The organism is Bacillus australimaris, assembly GCF_001307105.1.
GTDB lineage: Bacteria > Bacillota > Bacilli > Bacillales > Bacillaceae > Bacillus > Bacillus australimaris.
Genome location: NZ_LGYN01000026.1, coordinates 97,950 through 119,555, shown reverse-complemented (window position 1 = coordinate 119,555; position 21,606 = coordinate 97,950). Strand labels below are relative to the sequence as shown.

The window sequence follows — 21,606 nt, the reverse complement described above, 5'->3', positions numbered from 1 at the left end:
AAACATGAGTTCAGAATTTGTCATTACGATGGCTGAAAGATCAGTGTATGTGGTATTGCTTGTGAGTGGGCCGCTTCTAGCGCTCGCACTTATTGTGGGACTAATTGTCAGTGTGTTTCAGGCGACAACCCAAATTCAAGAACAGACGCTTGCGTTTATTCCTAAGATTGTGGCAGTGCTCATTGGACTTGTTGTATTTGGTCCATGGATGCTTTCAACAATTGTGTCTTTTACGACAGAACTGTTCTCGAATTTAGATCGATTTGCAGGTTAAGCAGCGATGTCAATCATAGAATTATTCCCTGCTTTTCTATTAGTTTTTATTCGCATCACCGCTTTTTTTGTAACAGTACCGCTTTTAGCGCATAGAACGATCCCAGCAGTACACAGGGTTGGATTCTCACTGTTTTTAGCCGTCATTAGTTTTAGCACCATTAAAGAACCGCCAGCACTCGATATAGACGGACTTTATATGATGCTTGCGGTGAAAGAAGCAATGGTCGGACTTTTACTTGGGCTGATTGCTTATATCATGGTGTCCGCTGTGCAAATTGCCGGCTCGTTCATTGATTTTCAAATGGGTTTTGCGATTGCCAATATTATTGATCCGCAAACAGGAGCGCAAACACCACTGATGGGGCAGTTCTTTTATACGGTCACATTGCTCTTGATGCTGGCAACAAATGCACATCACCTGCTGCTTGATGGAATCTATTATAGCTTTCAATACATTGCAGTTGATCAATACGCGCTGAATTTCGGCAGTGAATCCTTTGCTTACTTTATTGCAAAGAGCTTTAACCAAATGTTTATCATCGCCTTTCAAATCTCGGCACCTGTAGTAGCAAGTCTGTTTTTAGTCGATTTGGCATTAGGAATTGTGGCACGTACAGTTCCGCAAATGAACGTATTTGTGGTCGGGCTTCCTATTAAAATGGGTGTGAGTTTTATTATGATCATCATCTGTATGGGCGTGATCTTCGGTGTTGTCCAAAATACATTTGAAACGATTGTACTCACCATGAGGAATTTCTTAGCATTGGTCGGTGGTTCGTCATGATGACAAGGCTTAGACTAGAACTGCAATTTTTCGCAGGTGAAAAAACAGAAAAAGCAACGCCGAAAAAAAGGCGGGATTCGCGTAAAAAAGGGCAGGTTGCCAAAAGTACCGACGTCAATACAGCCATCTCGTTTCTATTAATCTTTTTATCATTCTTTTTTATTGGGCCTTTTATGAAAGAGCGTATTATAGCGCTCATTGAACGTTTTTATTCAACAACTATGCTAATGAAGGTTAGCACATCTAATATTCATCAATTATTCTTGGAATTGCTTCAAGAAACAGGGATCCTCCTTATGCCAATCCTTGGTGTTGGTATGCTGGCAGGCGTTCTCAGTAACTATTTACAAGTCGGCTTTCTCTTTTCGACAGAAGTGATTCAACCGAAATTAGAAAAGCTTGACCCAATCAAAGGGTTTAAACGGATATACAGTATTCGAGCCCTCGTAGAGCTATTAAAATCCATTTTAAAAATTGGCTTTGTTGGTTTTGCGACATTTATAGCGCTTTGGATGCACTTTGATGAAATTTTGCGGCTTCCTTTATTAACAGCAGAGGAAACCCTTCATTTCGTCGCAAATATGACCTTGATTATGGGACTATATGCAGCTGGTGCTCTTCTGATCTTAGCAGGGCTTGATTATATGTATCAGAAATTTGATTATGAAAAAAACTTGCGGATGTCCAAACAGGACATCAAAGATGAGTATAAAAAATCAGAGGGTGACCCGCTCATAAAATCAAAGATTAAACAGCGTCAGCGGGAAATGGCCATGAGACGGATGATGCAGGAAGTCCCAAAAGCGGACGTCATCATTACAAACCCAACCCACTATGCAATTGCTTTAAAGTATGACGAAGAAAAGATGGACGCGCCCTATGTGGTGGCAAAGGGAACGGATATTTTGGCTTTGAAAATTAGAACGATTGCGAAAGAACATGATGTCATGACTGTCGAGAACCGCCCGCTGGCCCGAGCACTCTATGACCAGGTCGATATCGACCAAGCGGTGCCAGAAGAATACTTTAAGGCGATCGCAGAAATTTTAGCTTACGTCTATAAAACGAAACAAAAGATTTTATGAATTTTTGGTTTTAAAAGGAGAGAACAGGCATGTCAGCAAGAGATTTATCTGTTTTATTCAGTGTTATTTTAATTGTGGCGATGCTGGTCATACCGTTTCCGCCCATTCTATTAAGTATCTTAATCATTATTAATATTTCTCTTGCGCTTATCGTGCTTCTCACCACTATGAACATGCAAGAACCACTGCAATTTTCAATTTTTCCATCATTGCTTTTGCTCCTAACGCTGTTTCGTTTAGGGCTAAACATCTCTACAACACGTTCTATTCTTTCAACAGGAGATGCTGGAAAGGTTGTAGAAACGTTCGGTTCATTTGTTGTTGGAGGAAATATCCTCGTTGGTCTTGTTGTTTTCCTTATTCTGATCATCATTCAGTTTATTGTTATTACCAAAGGGGCTGAGCGTGTATCAGAGGTTGCGGCAAGATTTACACTTGATGCGATGCCAGGTAAACAAATGAGTATTGACGCTGATTTAAATGCAGGGATGCTGACAGAAAGTGAAGCAAGAAACCGCCGTGAAAAAGTAGCGAGAGAAGCAGACTTTTATGGAGCGATGGACGGTGCCAGTAAGTTCGTTAAAGGGGACGCCATCGCTGGTATTATCATCGTTATCATCAATATTATATTTGGAATTATTATTGGGATGCTTCAGCAAGGCATGTCGATTCAAGAATCAGCTTCCCACTTTACCCTGTTAACGGTAGGCGACGGAATTGTTTCGCAAATTCCGGCACTCCTTATTTCAACGGCGACAGGGATTGTTGTTACGAGGGCAGCTTCTAATGGAAACCTTGGGTCTGACATTACAGGTCAGCTCTTTGCATTTCCAGCCATGCTTTATGTCACAGCAGGAACGATCTTCCTTCTTGGTTTATTTACGCCAATCGGCGTACTGTTGACTGGGCCAATCGCAGGTTTACTAGCGCTTGGCGCATACATGATGTCGAAAAACAAACAAGATCAAGAAGAAATCGAAGAGGTACTCGAGGAACAGGCAGAGGTAGAAGAGATGAAAAGCCCAGAAAGTGTCATTCACCTCCTGCAAATGGATGCCATTGAATTTGAGTTTGGCTACGGTCTGATCCCGCTAGCTGATGCAAATCAGGGCGGTGACCTGTTAGACCGAATTGTGATGATTCGAAGGCAGCTTGCCCTCGAACTAGGTCTGGTCATTCCAGTCGTCCGGATCCGAGACAATATTGCGCTGAACCCGAATGAATACCGGTTGAAAATTAAAGGGAACGAAGTAGCAAAAGGGGAGCTCCTGCTTGATCACTACTTAGCGATGTCCCCAACGCCTGATGATGATCCGATTGAAGGAATTGAAACAATCGAACCATCCTTTGGTCTGCCAGCTAAATGGATATCAGAAGCAGAAAAAGATCAGGCTGAGATGCTAGGCTATACGGTTGTAGACCCAGCATCTGTTGTGTCTACTCATATCACAGAGAAGATTAGACAAAACACACACGAACTGCTCGGACGCCAAGAAACGAAGCAATTAATTGATCATCTGAAAGAAAGTTATCCTGTCTTAGTGGATGAGGTAACGCCGAATCCACTGGCAGTCGGTGATATACAAAAAGTATTAGCGAAGCTGCTAAAAGAAAAGGTCTCTATTCGAAACCTTGTCACCATTTTTGAGACGCTTGCAGACTACGGAAAATTAACGACGGATACAGATTTATTAACAGAGTATGTCAGACAGGCGCTGGCAAGACAGATTACCGCACAATATGCAAGGGAAAATGAATCATTGAAAGTCGTGACATGCTCAGGCCGAGTTGAAAAGGTGATTGCTGACAGTGTTCAGCAGACAGAGCATGGCAACTACTTATCGTTAGATCCAGAATCCTCTGAAAGTGTGATTCAATCAGTGGCGAGAGAAATTGAACAGCTTTCGCTTCGTCAGGAAACGCCAGTTCTATTGTGCTCACCTCCTATAAGAATGTACGTTAAGCAGTTGTTAGAAAGATATTTCCCAGATTTACCGGTACTATCTTATAACGAACTAGAAGCGAATGTGGAAGTACAGAGCATCGGAGTGGTGGATATCTAATGAAAATGAAAAAAATCACAGCAAATTCTATGCAAGAGGCAACGATTCAAATTAGGCAGCAGCTTGGGAAAGATGCCGTCATTCTCAATTCGAAAACCGTTGTCAAACGAAAGCTGTTCGGTTTAAAGAAACAGCAAATGGTCGAAGTGATTGCAGTGCTAGACCAAGATTTCGAAGAAAGAGCTGGTAAAGGTTTAAACCCTGCGCCACCTCTTCCTGTGTTACCAAAAAAGGAGCAAGTTCAAAAGCGGCCTGAACAGCCATCCTTTGCTCCTGAGCCAGTGAAACCAGCGCCTTCTCATGCACAGCCTTTAGAATATGTAAGGAATGAACGGCATGCGGGGATTCTGCCTGATCCTCTCATTGCAATCGATCAAAAGCTAAAGGATCAAGGTCTTGATGATGCAATTCGCGACGAATGCCTGAAGGGGCTTTTAACAAAGGGTGCCGTGAAAGAAAATCATATAAAAAAAGAACTCGAACAACTGCTTTCAGATATGCTGCCAGCCCAAACCTCTGATGAGCCGATGATTTCTTCAAAATACATTGTGCTGTTCGGTTCAACCGGAGCTGGTAAAACGACAACGATTGCAAAGCTGGCTGCTAAAACGGCCATTCAGCAGCAAAAGAAAATCGCTTTTATTACAACCGATACGTACCGGATTGCAGCGATCGAACAGCTGAAAACATACGCTGAACTGCTGAATGCACCGCTTGAGGTTTGTTATTCGAGAGAGGATTTTGTGAAAGCTCAAGAGACCTTTAAGGAGTATGATCATATTTTCATCGATACAGCAGGTCGTAACTTTAAAGAAGAGGCGTATATCAAAGAGCTGACAGACATTATTCCATTTGATGAAAGCATTCAAAGTTTTCTCGTGATGAGTGCGACATCAAAGTATCAAGACATGAAAGCCATGGTCAAACGCTTTGAACACGTTCCAATCGATCAATTCATTTTTACAAAAGTAGATGAAACGGATACGATGGGAACCATTTTTCAAATCATTGCAGACTCGCAAATCAAACTTGGCTTTTTAACAAATGGTCAAAATGTGCCTGAGGATATTCTTGAAGGTTCTCCACTTGAACTAACAAGGATGGTTTTACAATGATGAAGCCTGACCAAGCAGAAGGTTTGAGAAAACTAGTTCAGCAGAGTCAGTTGATGACACCGGCTCCTCTTGGCGTAAGCGGACAGGCCAAAACCATTGCCGTCATGAGCGGTAAAGGTGGGGTAGGTAAATCGAATTTGACACTGAATATGGCACTGTCTATCGCAAGCACAGGCAAAAGAGTGTTAGTGATCGACCTTGATTTTGGTATGGGGAATATTGATATTTTACTAGGGAAAACATCGACTAGCTCTATATTAGATGTCCTCGTCAGGAAAAAATCCTTCCAAGCAGCTATGACCAAAGGGGCGGATAACCTCTATTACATTTCTGGCGGAAGTGGACTTGAACAGCTGTTTTCTTTAGATAAAGATCAATGGTCGTTCTTTCTGGAAGAGATGGAAAGAATGATGCATGACTTTGATTGTATCTTCTTTGACATGGGGGCTGGCTTGTCAAAAGATCAGCTGCCTTTTGTCTTATCGGCAGGAGAAGTGGTCGTTGTGACTACGCCAGAGCCCACATCCATCATGGATGCCTACAGTGCGATTAAGCACTTAGCCATTCATCAGTTTGAACAGTCTGTGCAAATCATTGTCAACAGGTGTAAAACCCCGTCAGAAGGGTCTGAAACCTACCGGAAATTAGCAGGAGTGGTCACATCCTTTCTTCACAGAAAACTTGTGTTTGCTGGTGCTGTGCCTGATGATCCTGCGGTTCCTAAAGCAGTTTCAGAACAAATGCCATTTTATATGAAGCAGCCTCATTCAAGACTGAGTAAAACCATTAAGATGCTGGCAGACACACTATATCATCAGCAGATAAGAGAGGCACGGAGAGAACAGCATACGTTTATAGATAAGTTGTCCTCTTTTTTTAAAAGGAGGAAGGTGGACTCATGATTAGAGTGCTTGTAGTAGATGACTCGGCCTTTATGCGGAAGCTCATTAGTGACTTTCTAAGTGCCGAGCAAGAAATAGAAGTCGTCGGAACGGCGCGAAATGGGGAAGATGCATTAAAACGGATTAAGGAACTGAATCCAGATGTCGTCACACTAGATGTGGAAATGCCTGTGTTAAATGGAACAGAAGCATTAAAGCAAATTCTGGCTGAACACGACCTTGCCGTGATTATGGTGTCAAGCCAGACGAAGCAAGGGAAGGATTTAACCATCCATTGCTTAGAACTCGGTGCCTTCGACTTTGTGACAAAGCCTTCGGGAAGCATTTCGCTCGATTTACACAAAGTCAGGGGTCAAATTGTAGAGCGGGTACTTGCGGCAGGAATGTCAAGAAAACGCAAGAAAGAGCAGGTTTCTCCTAAGCCAGTGATGAAGCCGCCAAGTCCAGTGCCTGTACCCCGCGTGCAAGCAGGAAAAAGCGGATTACTCCGAAAGATTATTTCTATCGGAACATCTACTGGAGGGCCAAGGGCACTTCAACGAGTCGTAACGAAGCTGCCAAAGGACATAGAGGCACCTATATTGATTGTGCAGCATATGCCGGCAGGATTTACGGCATCACTTGCTACTAGGTTAGACCATTTATCACAAATCACCATTAAAGAAGCACAAGATGGAGACATCGCAAAAAATGGAGTGGCTTACATAGCTCCTGGTGGAATGAATATGTCACTTCATGATCAGGGGACATCTTTAGTCATCAGGCTGTCCCCTGAAGACACGGAAAGCCGGCACAAACCATCCGTGAACTATTTATTCGAATCTATCAGCAGCATCAAAGGTTACGAGAAAATCGCTGTCATTATGACAGGAATGGGTAGTGACGGTACAGAAGGTGTCAAAAAAATGGTCGCAAGCGGTCATACGAAAGTCATTGCAGAAAAAGAAGAATCATGTGTTGTTTTCGGAATGCCTAAATCAGTCATTAATGCAGGCCTTGCACATGAAACAAGGCATGTGGATGACATCGCACATGCAATTATAAGCTCCATGAAAAAAGAGAGGGCGTGAACTCGTTGGATGTAAACCAATACTTAGATATCTTTTTAGATGAAAGCAGAGAACACTTACAAACTTGTAATGAAAAGCTTCTTGAGTTAGAAAAGAACCCAACCGACTTGCAGCTAGTAAATGATATATTCAGAGCAGCTCATACATTGAAAGGCATGAGTGCAACAATGGGCTTTGATGATATGGCTCATCTAACGCATCACCTAGAAAATATGTTTGATGCCATCCGCAACGAACAAATGATTGTTACTCCTGAGTCAATGGATACGATGTTCGAAGCTCTTGATCACCTAGAAGCAATGGTTCAATCGATTGCAGAAGGCGGAGATGGGAAACGTGATGTCACAGAAATTAGTAAAAAACTAGATGTGACAGGAAGCCATGCGGAGGCAGCTTCTAGCGTTGAAACACCTGCTGCATCCGCTGCTGCCGCTAATGACTTAGACTATAACGAATTTGAACGAACTGTTCTTGATGAAGCGAGAGAGCAAGGCTTCAAATGCTATGAAATTAACGTGACATTAAGCGAAGCATGCTTATTAAAAGCTGTTCGTGTCTATATGATTTTTGAAAGACTGAATGAAGCAGGCGAAGTTGTCAAAACGGTTCCGAATGCAGAGCTGTTAGAATCAGAAGATTTCGAATCTGAATTCAGCATATCTTATCTATCTAAACAGCCGATGGACGAAGTGAAGAAAATCGTCACAGCGATCTCAGAGGTTGAGAATGTGGAGATCTCTGAAGTCTCCGCATTTGAAGCAGCTCCTGCTGAAAAACAAGAGGCACAGCCTGAACAGAAAAAAGAAGAAGTATCCGTTCCTGCTGCGAAGGCACCAGCAAACGATGCGCCAAAAGCAAATGGCAATAATGGTGCCGCTGCCGGCGGAACAAAAACAATTCGTGTCAACATCGACCGTCTAGATTCTCTGATGAATCTATTTGAAGAACTTGTCATTGATAGAGGCCGTTTAGAACAGATTGCAAAAGAACTAGAAAATAACGAACTGACAGACACCGTCGAAAGAATGACTCGTATTTCTGGAGACCTGCAATCCATCATCCTGAACATGAGAATGGTCCCTGTGGAAACTGTGTTTAACAGATTCCCACGTATGATTCGTCAATTGACGAAAGAGCTTAATAAGAAAATTGAACTGATCATTGAAGGTGCAGAGACAGAGCTTGATCGAACAGTGATCGACGAAATTGGAGATCCGCTCTTGCACTTACTTAGAAATAGTTTAGATCACGGGATTGAATCACCAGAAGAACGTGTGAAAAAAGGCAAGCCAGAAAAAGGTACAGTCCTATTAAAGGCGTATCATAGCGGAAACCATGTCTTCATTGAAGTAGAGGATGATGGCGGCGGGATTAACCGTAAAAAGGTGCTTGAAAAAGCATTAGAACGCGGGGTTATTACAGAAAGAGAAGCAGAGACGCTTGAAGATCATCAAATTGATTCATTGATCTTTGCAGCAGGTTTCTCTACAGCTGATACGATTTCTGATATCTCAGGCCGCGGTGTCGGTCTTGATGTTGTGAAAAATAAGCTGGAATCATTAGGCGGATCTGTGAGCATCAATTCAACAGAAGGGCAAGGCTCACTATTCTCGATTCAGCTTCCGCTTACATTATCGATTATTTCTGTTCTTCTTGTAAAACTCGAAGAGGAAACATTTGCGATTCCGATTTCTTCTATTATTGAAACGGCTGTCATTAAGAAAAGCGACATCCTGCAAACTCATGATCGTGAAGTGATTGATTTCCGCGGATTTATCGTGCCGGTCGTGTACTTGAAGAAACAATTCCACGTACCAAATGCGAATGAATTAGAGGAAGAACTGCACATCATTGTTGTTCGTAAAGGAGACAAGCTGACAGCATTTGTGGTCGATTCATTTATTGGTCAGCAAGAAGTTGTATTGAAATCACTAGGAGATTACCTGCCAAACGTATTTGCGATATCTGGCGCAACAATCCTAGGTGACGGTCAAGTTGCACTCATCGTTGACTGTAATGCATTGATCAAGTAAAAAACAATAGAGGAGCGGTCTGAAATGAGTACAGATATCAAAACTGGCGAAAAGATGATTGTGTTTATCGTAAACAAAAAAGAATACGCCATTTCAGTATCAGAAGTAAAATCCATTGAAAAATGGCAGCAGCCGACAAGAGTTCCTGGCGTTGCCCCTTATATATGCGGTGTGATTAATTTGCGCGGTGTTGTGACGCCTGTCATTGACCTAAGAGTCAGACTTGGTTCCACTAACAACGACATTACAGATGAAACTAGAATGATCATTGTACAAGTTGGTGACCTTGAAGTCGGCTGGATTGTCGATGAAGCGAATGATGTCATTACGGTCCATCAAGAAGAGGTAGAATCTTCTCCTGAATCAGCTGAAAAAGAAGGACAGTCATGGGTGACAGGTATCATTAAGCATGATCAGCGCCTATTTAATATCATTCATGCTGGTGCTGTTCTCGACAAGAGCGTTCAAGGTGCACCTGTCCATTAAGGGGGATGTGAAATGAGCATTTTCAATGAAATTAAAGATGAACAGCTAGATATTTTAAGAGAGGTTGGGAATATCGGGGCAGGCCACGCAGCGTCTGCTCTTGCCAACCTATTGGATCGCAAAATAGATATGGCTGTTCCTTTTGTTAAGGTTCTCTCGTTTGACGATTTGATGGATTTCTTTGGCGGTGCAGATCTTCCTGTTGCAAGCATTTTCCTGCGAATGGAAGGAGATTTATCCGGCTCGATCTTTTTCATTATGCCGTTTGAGCAAGCAGAGCAATTTGTGAGAGAGCTTGTACATGACCCGGCATTTGATATTGATACCATTCATGAACATGTGATGGGGACGTCAGCACTTCATGAACTTGGCAATATTTTAGCAGGCTCTTATTTATCAGCCCTTGCCGATTTAACAAAATTGCAGCTTCACCCAAGTGTTCCAGATGTCACGCTCGATATGTTCGGGGCTGTCATTAGTGAAGGGTTAATGCAATTCAGCCCTTTAGGCGATCAGGCAATTGTGATTGATACATCAATTTTCGATGATCATAATAAGCAAGAGCTGAAAGGAAATATGTTTCTATTACCAGACTTTGAATCGTTTGAAAAACTATTCAAAGCATTAGGTAACCTGTAATGAACGTGCAAGTTCCGGCAGTTGTAAAGGTTGGTATTGCAGATGTTCAGCTTGTTAAAACACCGGACCGCATTCGGACATCCGGTCTTGGTTCCTGCGTAGGGCTTGTCTTGTTTGATCAAGAGAAAAAGCTGGCAGGTCTTGTCCATGTCATGCTTCCAGACTCCTCCCTTGCAAAAGGGGCGGTGGAGAACTTGGCTAAATATGCAGATACAGGTGTTCAGCATACAATTGATCTGCTCCTAAAAGAAGGCGCACGCAAACATGCGCTAAAGGCGAAACTTGCTGGCGGAGCGGAAATGTTTAAGTTTAAGTCAACCAATGATCTGATGAGAATTGGACCTAGAAACGTATCAGCTGTTAAAGAACATCTGTCTCTTCATCATATCCCGATTATTAGTGAAGATACGGGCGGGAGCAATGGCCGTACAATTGAATTCGATCCGCTTACGGCAGAGCTTGAAATCCGCACTGTGAAGCAAGGCATTATGAAGATATAACTAAGGAAGTATAGGGGGATAAAGATGCAATCCTTAAATTACGAAGATCAGGCGCTATGGGCTAGATGGAAAGAGTGGAAAGACCCAGCTGCTGGAGATGATCTTATGCGCCGCTATATGCCGCTCGTCACATATCATGTTGGAAGAATTTCCATCGGTCTCCCGAAGTCAGTGCATAAAGAAGACTTGATCAGTCTAGGGATGCTCGGTTTATATGATGCCCTTGAAAAATTTGACCCCGGAAGAGATCTGAAGTTTGATACATATGCATCCTTCAGAATCCGCGGGGCCATCATCGACGGTCTTCGTAAAGAGGACTGGCTGCCTCGTACATCAAGAGAGAAAACAAAAAAAGTAGAAGCGGCTATTGAAAAGCTTGAACAGCGTTATTTGAGAAATGTAACGCCAACAGAGGTAGCTGAGGAACTCGGCATGAGCGAACAGGATGTCGTCACAACGATGAATGAAGGGTTCTTTGCGAATTTGCTCTCAATCGATGAGAAGCTGCATGATCAAGAAGACGGTGAGAACGTACAGGTCATGATTCGTGACGAGAAGTCTGTGACTCCTGAGGAGAAAATGCTGAAAGATGAATTAATTGAACAGCTTGCTGAAAAAATCACAGAGCTTTCAGAAAAAGAAAAGCTCGTGATCAGTCTTTTCTATAAAGAAGAACTGACATTAACGGAAATTGGTCAAGTGCTCAATTTATCTACCTCACGCATTTCGCAAATTCATTCAAAGGCATTGTTCAAGCTTAAGCATCTGCTTGATAAAGCCATTCAATCTTAAAGAGTTAGTGAGTGAAAAAATATGTTATGGCTGATTAGCTTCATGCTTCATGCTGCACTTATTTATTTTGTGATCATTTTATATACGAGAATGAATTCGCTGAAGGCAACAGAACAAAAGCAGCGAGAACTTCTAGAAGAAACGGAAAATACCCTGGCTGCATTTTTGATGGAAGTCAAAGAAGAGAATGACAAACTATCAAAAGTGGCAGCCGCTTCCCCTGATTTTTCTGCTGAAGAGCTGAAATCGGATCTTCAGACACCAAAGCAGCCACAACCACCAATTGAATCCCAGCAATCGGTCGAAAGTGAAGATCCAGTACCAGAGCACCTGTCGGCTCTCCTTAGCGAAGTTGAGGTACAGGAAGAGAAGGTAAACGAACCCGTTCCACAACTTGAAACAGAGGCTTCTCAGCCTTCTGAAAGTGAATTAGAAGAAACATTCGAAAACCAAGTGAAGACCTTATATGATGAAGGGCGATCACTGGAAGAAATAGCGAAAGAATTGAAAACTGGCAAGACAGAAATCGAGCTTTTATTAAAATTTAGCGGAAAGCTGTAAAGGATTCTTGATTGTCAGTCCATCATGTGTTATATTATTTCTTGGTGTTAAATACACACGCTTAATGATTCGGATGAAGGTGCTGCCGTGGCGCAGTTTTATGTGAACATGACTTAAGCGGAGGAAAAAAAACCATTATACTAGGAGGCAACAAAATGTCAGTTATTTCTATGAAACAATTGCTAGAAGCTGGTGTTCACTTCGGTCACCAAACTCGCCGTTGGAACCCAAAAATGAAGCGTTACATCTTCACAGAGCGTAACGGTATCTACATCATCGATCTTCAAAAAACGGTGAAAAAAGTAGAGGAAGCTTACAACTTCACGAAAAACCTTGCTGCTGACGGAGGAAAAATCCTTTTCGTTGGTACGAAAAAGCAAGCACAAGATTCAGTGAAAGAAGAAGCAATCCGTTCTGGTATGTTCTATGTAAACCAACGCTGGCTTGGTGGAACGTTAACAAACTTTGAAACAATCCAAAAACGTATCAAACGTTTAAAAGATATTGAAAAAATGCAAGAAAACGGTACTTTCGAAGTTCTTCCTAAGAAAGAAGTCGTTCAACTGAAAAAAGAATTAGAACGTCTTGAAAAATTCCTAGGCGGAATCAAAGACATGAAGGGTCTTCCGGATGCACTTTTCATTATCGACCCTCGTAAAGAGCGTATTGCAGTTGCAGAAGCTCGTAAATTGAATATCCCAATCATCGGTATCGTTGACACAAACTGTGATCCAGACGAAATTGATGTTGTGATCCCTGCAAACGATGATGCAATCCGTGCTGTAAAACTTCTAACTGCTAAAATGGCAGATGCGATTCTTGAGTCTAAACAAGGCGAAGAAGAAGCTGTTGTAGAAGAAACGACAGAAACTGAAACAACAACTGCGTAACCTATTCAAAAGGTGATAAGAGGGAAATGCCTTTTATCACCTTTTTTTCACCTAGTAATCCGTGTTTTAACATAGAAGGAGGAAATGTAAAATGGCAATTACTGCTCAATTAGTTAAAGAACTGCGTCAAAAAACTGGTGCAGGTATGATGGACTGTAAAAAAGCGTTAACAGAAACTGATGGTGACATCGACAAAGCAATCGATCTTCTAAGAGAAAAAGGAATCGCAAAAGCTGCGAAAAAAGCAGACCGTATTGCGGCAGAAGGATTAACTCTTATCAAAACTGACGGCAACACAGGCGTGATCCTAGAAGTAAACTCTGAGACTGATTTCGTTGCGAAAAACGAAGGATTCCAAGCACTTCTTAGCGAACTTGCTGACCATTTGCTTGCTGCTAAACCTGCAACAATTGAAGAAGCTCATGCTTCTAAAATGGAAAACGGTTCAACAGTTGAGGAGCATATCACAACTGCAATCTCGAAAATCGGAGAGAAAATCACTCTACGCCGTTTCTCTGTCATCACAAAAGAAGATAATGCTGCATTTGGTTCTTACCTTCACATGGGCGGACGTATCGGTGTGTTAGCGGTTCTTAACGGAACTACTGACGAAGAGCTTGCAAGAGACATCGCAATGCACGTTGCAGCTGTAAATCCTAAATACATTTCTCGTGACCAAGTGTCAGAAGAAGAAGCAAACCGTGAGCGTGAAGTATTAACACAGCAAGCGCTTCAAGAAGGAAAGCCTGAAAACATCGTAGCTAAAATGGTAGAAGGCCGTCTAAATAAATTCTTCGAAGAAATTTGCTTACTTGACCAAGCATTCGTTAAAAACCCAGATGAAAAAGTGAAACAAGTTGTCGCTGCGAAAAACGCAACTGTTCAAACTTATGTTCGTTACGAAGTGGGCGAAGGAATCGAAAAGCGTCAAGACAACTTTGCTGAAGAAGTTATGAGCCAAGTGAAAAAATAATGTTTGAAAAGCTCTCTGGGGCTTTTTTAGGGAGCACAAGCACTGTGTTCCCTATTTTTTAGAGGATATTGATTTACAAAAGGCAGTTTCTTACGCATAATAAGAGACGGTATAGTATACACTTGGAGGTTATCATGAGCAAACCGAAATATAATCGCATTGTACTGAAGCTAAGTGGCGAAGCACTAGCAGGTGATGCTGGAAATGGAATTAACCCAACTGTCATTCAATCCATTGCAAAGCAAGTAAAAGAAATTGCAGAGCTTGATGTTGAAGTTGCAGTCGTTGTAGGGGGAGGAAACCTTTGGCGCGGGAAGACAGGCAGTGATCTAGGGATGGACCGTGCAACAGCAGACTACATGGGGATGCTGGCAACAGTGATGAACTCACTGGCGTTACAGGACAGCCTAGAAACGCTTGGCATTCAGTCTAGAGTGCAGACCTCTATCGAAATGAGACAGGTTGCAGAGCCATACATAAGAAGAAAAGCGATCCGTCATCTTGAAAAGAAACGTGTCGTCATTTTTGCTGCTGGAACGGGTAACCCTTATTTCTCTACGGATACTACGGCAGCACTTCGTGCAGCGGAAATTGAAGCAGATGTCATTTTAATGGCGAAAAATAATGTAGATGGTGTCTACAGCGCTGATCCTCGTACAGATGCGGATGCAGTAAAATATGATAAGCTTTCATATCTTGATGTACTTAAAGAAGGGCTTGCTGTAATGGATTCTACTGCGTCCTCATTATGTATGGACAATGACATTCCATTAATCGTCTTCTCCATTATGGAAGAAGGAAATATTAAACGTGCCGTAAACGGCGAATCAATCGGAACGATCGTGAGGGGGAAATAACGTGTCAAAAGAAGTGTTGAACCAAACGAAAGAAAAAATGGAAAAAGCCGTACAAGCATACGGACGTGAGCTTGCAACTGTTCGTGCAGGTCGTGCAAATGCTTCACTGCTTGATAAAGTAACAGTGGATTATTACGGTGCACAAACACCACTTAACCAAATTGCGTCAATCACAGTGCCAGAAGCACGTATGCTGATTATCACACCTTACGATAAAACAGCAATCGGTGATATCGAAAAAGCGATCCAAAAGTCTGACCTTGGCATCACGCCAACAAGTGACGGTAATGTGATCCGCATTGCGATTCCTGCGCTAACAGAAGAAAGACGTAAAGAGCTTGTGAAAGTAGTTAAAAAATACTCAGAAGAAGCAAAAGTAGCTGTTCGTAACGTTCGTCGTGATGCAAACGATGATTTGAAAAAGCTTGAGAAAAATGGGGAGATCACTGAAGATGAATTAAGATCATCGACAGAGGATGTTCAAAAATTGACAGATGAATATGTCGCTAAAATTGATGACGTGACGAAAGATAAAGAAAAAGAAATCATGGAAGTTTAAGAAAAAACTATGTACAATAGATAATAGTGAAAAGACCCTCTTCATGTTTACAGGGGGTTTTTTTGTTAATACTGTTGATGACTATATTATTAGCGGGAACGCAACCTTTTTGGGTGATGGAGGAATCTCATGCTCAATATACTCAAAAATTGGAAGAATCAGCAAACAGCAGCTTCCAACTTAGAAAGCCTGACAAAAGAAGATATATTAAATGGAGAAATTCCTGAACATATCGCCATTATCATGGATGGGAATGGAAGATGGGCAAAAAAACGTGCTCTTCCACGGGTAGCAGGACATCATGAAGGAATGAAAGTTGTCAAGCGCATGACAAAGCTTGCAAATGAGCTGAATGTCAAAGTGCTGACTTTGTATGCTTTCTCTACGGAAAATTGGAAACGTCCAAAACTAGAAGTAGACTTTTTAATGAAACTGCCTGAAGAATTTTTAAACATCTACCTGCCTGAACTCATCGAAGAAAATGTCCGAGTGCGCTTAACAGGTGATCCAGACGGCCTCCCGCAGCATACAAAAAAAGCGGTAGAGAACGCAGTAAAGAGTACGGCGGATAACGACGGACTCGTTTTAAACTTTGCGCTCAACTATGGAGGGCGTACAGAAATTGTCTCCGCATGCAGACAAATTTCTGAAAAAGTCAAAGAAGGTAAGCTTCAAGCAGAAGACATCACAGAAGAGATGTTTTCAGCTTATTTAATGACAGAATCTCTTCAAGATCCGGATTTGCTCATTCGCACGAGTGGAGAAATTAGATTAAGCAACTTTATGCTTTGGCAAATTGCGTACAGCGAGTTTGTCTTTACGGATGTGCTTTGGCCTGACTTTTCTGATGAGCATCTTATAGGTGCTATCGGGGAGTACCAGCGCCGCGGCCGGAGGTTCGGTGGAATTTAGAGGGTGGTGCAGATGAAACAAAGAATTTTGACGGGTGTTTTGGCAGCTGCAGTCTTTTTGCTTGCTGTTATTTATGGACAGATGCCATTTACCTTGCTGATTTATTTAATGGGAAGTGTCGCTCTCTTTGAGCTTCTAAGGATGAAAAAGATTTCGATTTTTAGCTTTCCTGGTATTGTCAGCTTAATATTGCTTTGGCTTTTAATGGGCGGAGAGAATAGCTTCTTCCCAAACGTAGACGCATCAAAAATGCAGATTGCTTTGTTCGCAATCTTAATACTTTTAACTTATACAGTTTTGAGTAAAAACTCTTTCACATTCGATGAGGTTGCTTTTGTTGTATTAGCCACGTTATATATTGGCGTCAGTTTCTATTATTTTATCCAAATTAGAGGCTTATATGGCATGAGTGCGATTTTCTTCGCAGCAGTGATTATTTGGTCCACTGACTCAGGAGCTTACTTTATTGGGAAATCTATGGGGAAAAGAAAGCTTTGGCCAGAAATCAGCCCAAACAAAACAGTAGAAGGATTTATCGGTGGAATTGTCACAGCGGTCGTGTTGTCACTTGTGTTTCAGGCGGTTACAGGATTTTTGCCATCATATCTGCTTGTTATGTTTATTACCCTTTTACTCAGTATCTTTGGACAGCTTGGAGACCTTGTGGAATCTGCTTTAAAGCGCCATTATCACGTGAAGGATTCAGGGACAATTCTCCCTGGTCATGGCGGGATTTTGGACAGGTTTGACAGCTTTTTATTCGTTCTGCCGTTTTTATACTTACTGCTCGCAACGTTTGCCAGCTAACCTCATAGAAACTTATTGAACGAGAGAAGGAGTGGCAATTTGAAATATATTTCGCTATTAGGCGCAACAGGATCAATTGGAGAACAAACATTAGATGTGATTAGGCAGCACCCGGACAAATTTAAGCTGAAATCCATGACATTTGGCAGAAATATTGCGAAGGCGATACCGGTCATTGAGCACTTTCAGCCTGAATTCGTCGGTTGTGTAGACGCAGAAACCTATCGCAGTCTAAAAGAACATTCATTTGAATACGATGTCAAGCTGGCTGCTGGTGATGAGGCCAACATTGAAGCAGCAACCTATGATGCAGTGGACGTTGTGGTTAATGCACTTGTAGGAAGTGTTGGACTTGTTCCAACATTAAAGGCCATTGAACAAAAAAAGACGATTGCACTCGCAAATAAGGAAACTCTTGTGACAGCTGGTCATATAGTAAAAGAGTATGCCAAAACATATGATGTGCCTTTACTTCCTGTCGATAGTGAGCATTCCGCTATTTTTCAATGCCTGCAAGGTGAACAAGCTAAAAATATTGAACGCTTAATCGTGACAGCTTCAGGTGGTAGTTTCCGAGATAAAAAACGAACTGAACTTGAAGGTGTGACGGTTGAAGAAGCCCTGAACCATCCGAACTGGTCGATGGGTGCAAAAATTACCATTGATTCAGCGACTATGATGAATAAAGGGCTCGAGGTCATCGAGGCGCATTGGTTGTTTGATATCCCTTATGAACAAATTGATGTGCTGCTACATAAAGAGAGTATTATCCATTCGATGGTAGAATTTCACGACAAAAGTGTCATGGCTCAGTTAGGGACACCTGACATGAGAGTGCCCATTCAATATGCACTCACATACCCAGATAGAGCGCCATTGCAAGAAGCGAAATCATTGAACCTTTGGGAGATTGGACAATTGAATTTCCAAAAAGCGGATTTTGACAGGTATCGCTGCTTACATTTTGCTTATGAATCAGGTAAAATAGGAGGGACAATGCCTGCTGTTCTCAATGCAGCAAATGAAATTGCCGTCGATGCATTTCTAAAAGGCAAAGTAACGTTCCTGCAAATTGAAGAATTGATTGAAAAGGCACTAAACAGACATCATGTGATTTCAACGCCAAGTTTGCAAGATATCCATGAAGTGGACAAAGATACACGAGACTTTGTTCAATCAATCCTCACATAAGGTGGTATGTTCGTGAATACAGTGATTGCGTTTATTATTATTTTTGGAACGCTCGTTTTTTTCCACGAGCTTGGCCATTTAATTATGGCGCAGCGCGCGGGGATTTTATGCCGCGAGTTCGCAATTGGTTTTGGGCCGAAGATTTTCTCCTTTAAACGAAAAGAGACCGTTTATACCATTAGACTTCTCCCTATTGGCGGATTTGTTAAAATGGCTGGAGAGGACCCTGAAGTTATAGAAATCAAACCAGGTCATACAGTGGGGCTCTTATTCAATGAGCAAAATGAAGTAGAAAAAATCATTTTAAATGATAAAGAAAAATATCCTGATGCACTTGTCATCGAAGTTGAGCAGATTGATTTAGATCACGCCATGAGAATCTCAGGATATGAGGCTGGAAATGAAGATATTCTGACTGGCTACAATGTCAGTCAAACAAGCTTCTATATTGCAGATGGTGAAGAAATTCAAATTGCACCATACAATCGTCAATTTGGTTCAAAAACGGTTTGGCAGCGGATTAAAGCCATTGCAGCTGGGCCGATCATGAACTTTATTCTGGCGTATGTGATTTTGGTTGCTTTAGGCTTTATTCAAGGGGTAACCGTTGATGACCCTGTACTCGGTAAGCTTACGAAAGACGGCCGAGCGGCGGAAGCTGGACTGATGCAGGGAGATCACATTGTGTCAATTAACGGGGATAAAATGAATTCTTGGACAGATGTCGTTCAAACAGTTCAAAAAAACCCTGAGAAAAAAATGAATGTCGTCATTGACCGAGACGGCAAAGAAAGCACTGTCCAGGTCGTACCAGAATCTGTGAAAGCAGATGGTAAAAACATTGGCCGTTTCGGATCATATCCGCCAACGGAAAATGGATTTTTAAAAGTCATTTCATCTTCAGGAACCACTGTCATATCAACAGCAGGATTGATCTTAACAAACCTGCAAAAAATTGTCACAGGGCAATTTTCACTAGATATGCTAGCAGGTCCAGTTGGGATCTACGACATGACAGGAGAAGTAGCCAAGCAAGGTGTGTTAACATTAATGCAGTTTGCGGCGTTCCTCAGTATCAACTTAGGCATCGTAAATTTATTACCGATTCCTGCACTAGACGGAGGACGTTTACTATTCTTGTTTGTTGAAGCCATTCGCGGTAAACCAATTAATCGTGAGAAAGAAGCACTTGTTGTCTTTATTGGTGTTGCGTTCCTCATGCTGTTAATGCTAGTGGTTACGTGGAATGACATCCAGCGATTATTTTTATAAAAAACCATTCTCTCTTGTTTCTCATTCCGGGAAACAAGAGTTTTTGTGAGAAGTCCTATTTCATAAATGAGGTGTAATAACGACATGAGACAATCCCTGACTTTCATTCCAACTCTTCGAGAGGTGCCGGCAGATGCTGAGGCAAAAAGCCATCAACTCTTAGTAAGAGCTGGGTTTATTAGACAAAATACAAGTGGAATCTATCATTATCTGCCGCTTGCGCATAAAGTCATTCAGCATATTCAATCGATCGTGCGTAAGGAAATGGAAAAGGCAGGAGCAGCTGAGCTGTTAATGCCAGTGCTGCAGCAGGCAGAAATGTGGCAGGAGTCAGGCAGATGGTACACATACGGTCCAGAATTAATGCGTATGAAGGACCGCCATGGCCGCGAATTCGCGCTTGGCCCAACCCACGAAGAAGTGATCACATCACTCGTACGCAGTGAAGTAAAATCGTATAAGAAGCTTCCGTTAACTCTTTATCAAATTCAATCAAAATTCCGTGATGAACAGAGACCACGTTTTGGATTGTTGCGCGGACGTGAATTTATTATGAAGGATGCGTACTCGTTCCATTCTTCTCCAGAAAGCCTTGATGAGACATACAACAAAATGTTTACAGCTTACTCTAATGTGTTCTCAAAAGTGGGTCTCAATTTTAGACCAGTCATTGCAGATTCTGGAGCAATGGGAGGAAAAGACACGCATGAGTTCATGGCGCTCTCAGAAGTCGGAGAGGATACGATCGCTTATTCTGATACTTCCTCATATGCCGCGAACATTGAAATGGCTGAGGCTGTCTATCACGGAGAAGAAGCCAATCCTGCGGACTTCAAAGAACTTGAAAAAGTTCACACGCCGCAAGTGAAAACGATTCAAGACGTTGCTGGATTTTTAGAAATCGATCCTTCTCTTTGTATCAAGTCTGTTTTGTTTAAAGCAGATGATGCATATGTTCTGATCCTTACTAGAGGAGATCATGAAGTAAATGATGTGAAAGTGAAAAACTTGATTGGAGCACAGCTTGTAGAGCTTGCTTCACGCGAAGAAGTGCTAGAAGTCATTGGAACTGAGCCTGGATTTGTTGGGCCTGTTCAACTGAAAGCAGAAGTCGATATTTATGCAGACCTAGCTGTTAAAGGAATGACAAATGCAGTCGCAGGTGCAAACGAAGCGGATTATCACTATGTCAATGTCAATCCTGCACGTGATGTGTCAGTGAAAGAATTCACAGATCTTCGCTTGATTCAAGAAGGAGATGTTTCTCCAGATGGGGAAGGCACGATCCAGTTTGCAAAAGGGATTGAAGTAGGACAAGTCTTTAAACTGGGCACTCGTTATTCTGAGTCAATGGATGCAACGTACCTTGATGAGAATGGACGCGCGCAGCCAATGATTATGGGCTGCTACGGCATCGGTATCTCTAGAACTCTTTCAGCGATTGTTGAACAGCATCACGATGAGAAAGGAATCATTTGGCCAGAAGCAGTTGCGCCATATGACCTTCACCTCCTTGCATTAAATATGAAAAATGATGCACAAAAAGAACTGGCTGAAACATTATACGAGCGCTTAGAAGATGAGGGCTTTGATGTACTTTTCGATGACCGCCAGGAGCGTGCAGGCGTGAAATTCGCAGACAGTGATTTGATTGGACTGCCAATTCGCATTAGCTGCGGTAAACGTTCAGAAGAAGCGATTGTTGAAGTGAAGTTTAGAAAATCAGGCGAATCACATGAAGTATCTGTTGATGATTTGATTTCATTTATACGCCAAGCATAAAACGAACAAAAAAATGAAGGTACCTCCTATAGGAAAGAGGTACCTTTCTGATTGAAA

General features: G+C 42.1%; 22 protein-coding genes. All 22 read left to right on the top strand.

Annotated features, from left to right (window positions below):
• The first annotated feature begins 4 nt into the window (after positions 1-4).
• On the top strand, positions 5-274 hold the full coding sequence (gene fliQ, locus AKG37_RS12250) for a flagellar biosynthesis protein FliQ (RefSeq protein WP_003211206.1): 270 nt from the start codon (positions 5-7) through the stop codon (positions 272-274).
• Between the two features lie 6 nt (positions 275-280).
• The gene (fliR, locus tag AKG37_RS12245) at positions 281-1,060 is read left to right on the top strand and encodes a flagellar biosynthetic protein FliR (protein WP_024426982.1); all 780 of its coding nucleotides are present in this window, start codon (positions 281-283) and stop codon (positions 1,058-1,060) included.
• The gene (gene flhB / locus AKG37_RS12240; protein WP_060699071.1) at positions 1,057-2,145 is read left to right on the top strand and encodes a flagellar biosynthesis protein FlhB; all 1,089 of its coding nucleotides are present in this window, start codon (positions 1,057-1,059) and stop codon (positions 2,143-2,145) included. Before fliR ends, flhB begins: the two co-directional genes overlap by 4 nt.
• Before the next feature lie 29 nt (positions 2,146-2,174).
• Positions 2,175-4,208: a flagellar biosynthesis protein FlhA gene (gene flhA / locus AKG37_RS12235; RefSeq protein WP_060699070.1), complete on the top strand. Its 2,034-nt coding sequence runs from the start codon at positions 2,175-2,177 to the stop codon at positions 4,206-4,208.
• Positions 4,208-5,323, top strand: coding sequence for a flagellar biosynthesis GTPase FlhF (gene flhF / locus AKG37_RS12230; protein ID WP_060699069.1), 1,116 nt, complete (start codon positions 4,208-4,210; stop codon positions 5,321-5,323). The genes flhA and flhF overlap by 1 nt, the downstream gene beginning before the upstream one ends.
• Entirely contained in the window at positions 5,320-6,225 is a 906-nt protein-coding gene (locus tag AKG37_RS12225; RefSeq protein ID WP_060699068.1) for a MinD/ParA family protein, read from the top strand. Before flhF ends, AKG37_RS12225 begins: the two co-directional genes overlap by 4 nt.
• Positions 6,222-7,295, top strand: a complete 1,074-nt coding sequence (locus AKG37_RS12220; protein ID WP_060699067.1) for a protein-glutamate methylesterase/protein-glutamine glutaminase — start codon at positions 6,222-6,224, stop codon at positions 7,293-7,295. Before AKG37_RS12225 ends, AKG37_RS12220 begins: the two co-directional genes overlap by 4 nt.
• Positions 7,296-7,300: 5 nt before the next feature.
• Positions 7,301-9,328, top strand: coding sequence for a chemotaxis protein CheA (locus AKG37_RS12215; RefSeq protein ID WP_060699066.1), 2,028 nt, complete (start codon positions 7,301-7,303; stop codon positions 9,326-9,328).
• A gap of 24 nt (positions 9,329-9,352) precedes the next feature.
• Positions 9,353-9,814, top strand: coding sequence for a chemotaxis protein CheW (locus AKG37_RS12210; protein ID WP_060699065.1), 462 nt, complete (start codon positions 9,353-9,355; stop codon positions 9,812-9,814).
• A 12-nt stretch (positions 9,815-9,826) separates the two neighbouring features.
• Positions 9,827-10,453 carry a chemotaxis protein CheC gene (locus tag AKG37_RS12205; protein WP_060699064.1) on the top strand — a complete coding sequence of 209 codons (627 nt, stop codon included), beginning with the start codon at positions 9,827-9,829 and terminating at the stop codon, positions 10,451-10,453.
• Entirely contained in the window at positions 10,453-10,953 is a 501-nt protein-coding gene (locus AKG37_RS12200) for a chemotaxis protein CheD (RefSeq protein ID WP_060699063.1), read from the top strand. The genes AKG37_RS12205 and AKG37_RS12200 overlap by 1 nt, the downstream gene beginning before the upstream one ends.
• A gap of 24 nt (positions 10,954-10,977) precedes the next feature.
• Positions 10,978-11,745: a FliA/WhiG family RNA polymerase sigma factor gene (locus AKG37_RS12195; RefSeq protein WP_034317687.1), complete on the top strand. Its 768-nt coding sequence runs from the start codon at positions 10,978-10,980 to the stop codon at positions 11,743-11,745.
• A 21-nt stretch (positions 11,746-11,766) separates the two neighbouring features.
• On the top strand, positions 11,767-12,306 hold the full coding sequence (locus tag AKG37_RS12190) for a hypothetical protein (RefSeq protein WP_060699062.1): 540 nt from the start codon (positions 11,767-11,769) through the stop codon (positions 12,304-12,306).
• Positions 12,307-12,461: 155 nt separating this feature from the next.
• The gene (rpsB, locus tag AKG37_RS12185) at positions 12,462-13,196 is read left to right on the top strand and encodes a 30S ribosomal protein S2 (RefSeq protein WP_007499561.1); all 735 of its coding nucleotides are present in this window, start codon (positions 12,462-12,464) and stop codon (positions 13,194-13,196) included.
• A gap of 91 nt (positions 13,197-13,287) precedes the next feature.
• The gene (gene tsf, locus AKG37_RS12180; protein ID WP_060699061.1) at positions 13,288-14,169 is read left to right on the top strand and encodes a translation elongation factor Ts; all 882 of its coding nucleotides are present in this window, start codon (positions 13,288-13,290) and stop codon (positions 14,167-14,169) included.
• 134 nt (positions 14,170-14,303) lie between these two features.
• On the top strand, positions 14,304-15,026 hold the full coding sequence (gene pyrH, locus AKG37_RS12175; protein WP_008344767.1) for a UMP kinase: 723 nt from the start codon (positions 14,304-14,306) through the stop codon (positions 15,024-15,026).
• A 1-nt stretch (position 15,027) separates the two neighbouring features.
• The gene (frr, locus tag AKG37_RS12170; protein WP_024424150.1) at positions 15,028-15,585 is read left to right on the top strand and encodes a ribosome recycling factor; all 558 of its coding nucleotides are present in this window, start codon (positions 15,028-15,030) and stop codon (positions 15,583-15,585) included.
• A 129-nt stretch (positions 15,586-15,714) separates the two neighbouring features.
• Complete coding sequence (locus AKG37_RS12165; RefSeq protein WP_060699060.1) at positions 15,715-16,497, top strand: isoprenyl transferase; 783 nt, start codon at positions 15,715-15,717, stop codon at positions 16,495-16,497.
• A 12-nt stretch (positions 16,498-16,509) separates the two neighbouring features.
• Complete coding sequence (locus tag AKG37_RS12160; protein ID WP_060699059.1) at positions 16,510-17,304, top strand: phosphatidate cytidylyltransferase; 795 nt, start codon at positions 16,510-16,512, stop codon at positions 17,302-17,304.
• A 39-nt stretch (positions 17,305-17,343) separates the two neighbouring features.
• Positions 17,344-18,495 carry a 1-deoxy-D-xylulose-5-phosphate reductoisomerase gene (dxr, locus tag AKG37_RS12155; protein WP_060699058.1) on the top strand — a complete coding sequence of 384 codons (1,152 nt, stop codon included), beginning with the start codon at positions 17,344-17,346 and terminating at the stop codon, positions 18,493-18,495.
• Between the two features lie 6 nt (positions 18,496-18,501).
• A complete protein-coding gene (rseP, locus tag AKG37_RS12150) occupies positions 18,502-19,767 on the top strand; it encodes an RIP metalloprotease RseP (RefSeq protein WP_149865089.1) in 1,266 nt (421 codons plus the stop codon).
• An 84-nt stretch (positions 19,768-19,851) separates the two neighbouring features.
• Complete coding sequence (locus AKG37_RS12145) at positions 19,852-21,549, top strand: proline--tRNA ligase (RefSeq protein WP_060699056.1); 1,698 nt, start codon at positions 19,852-19,854, stop codon at positions 21,547-21,549.
• Positions 21,550-21,606 lie beyond the last annotated feature (57 nt).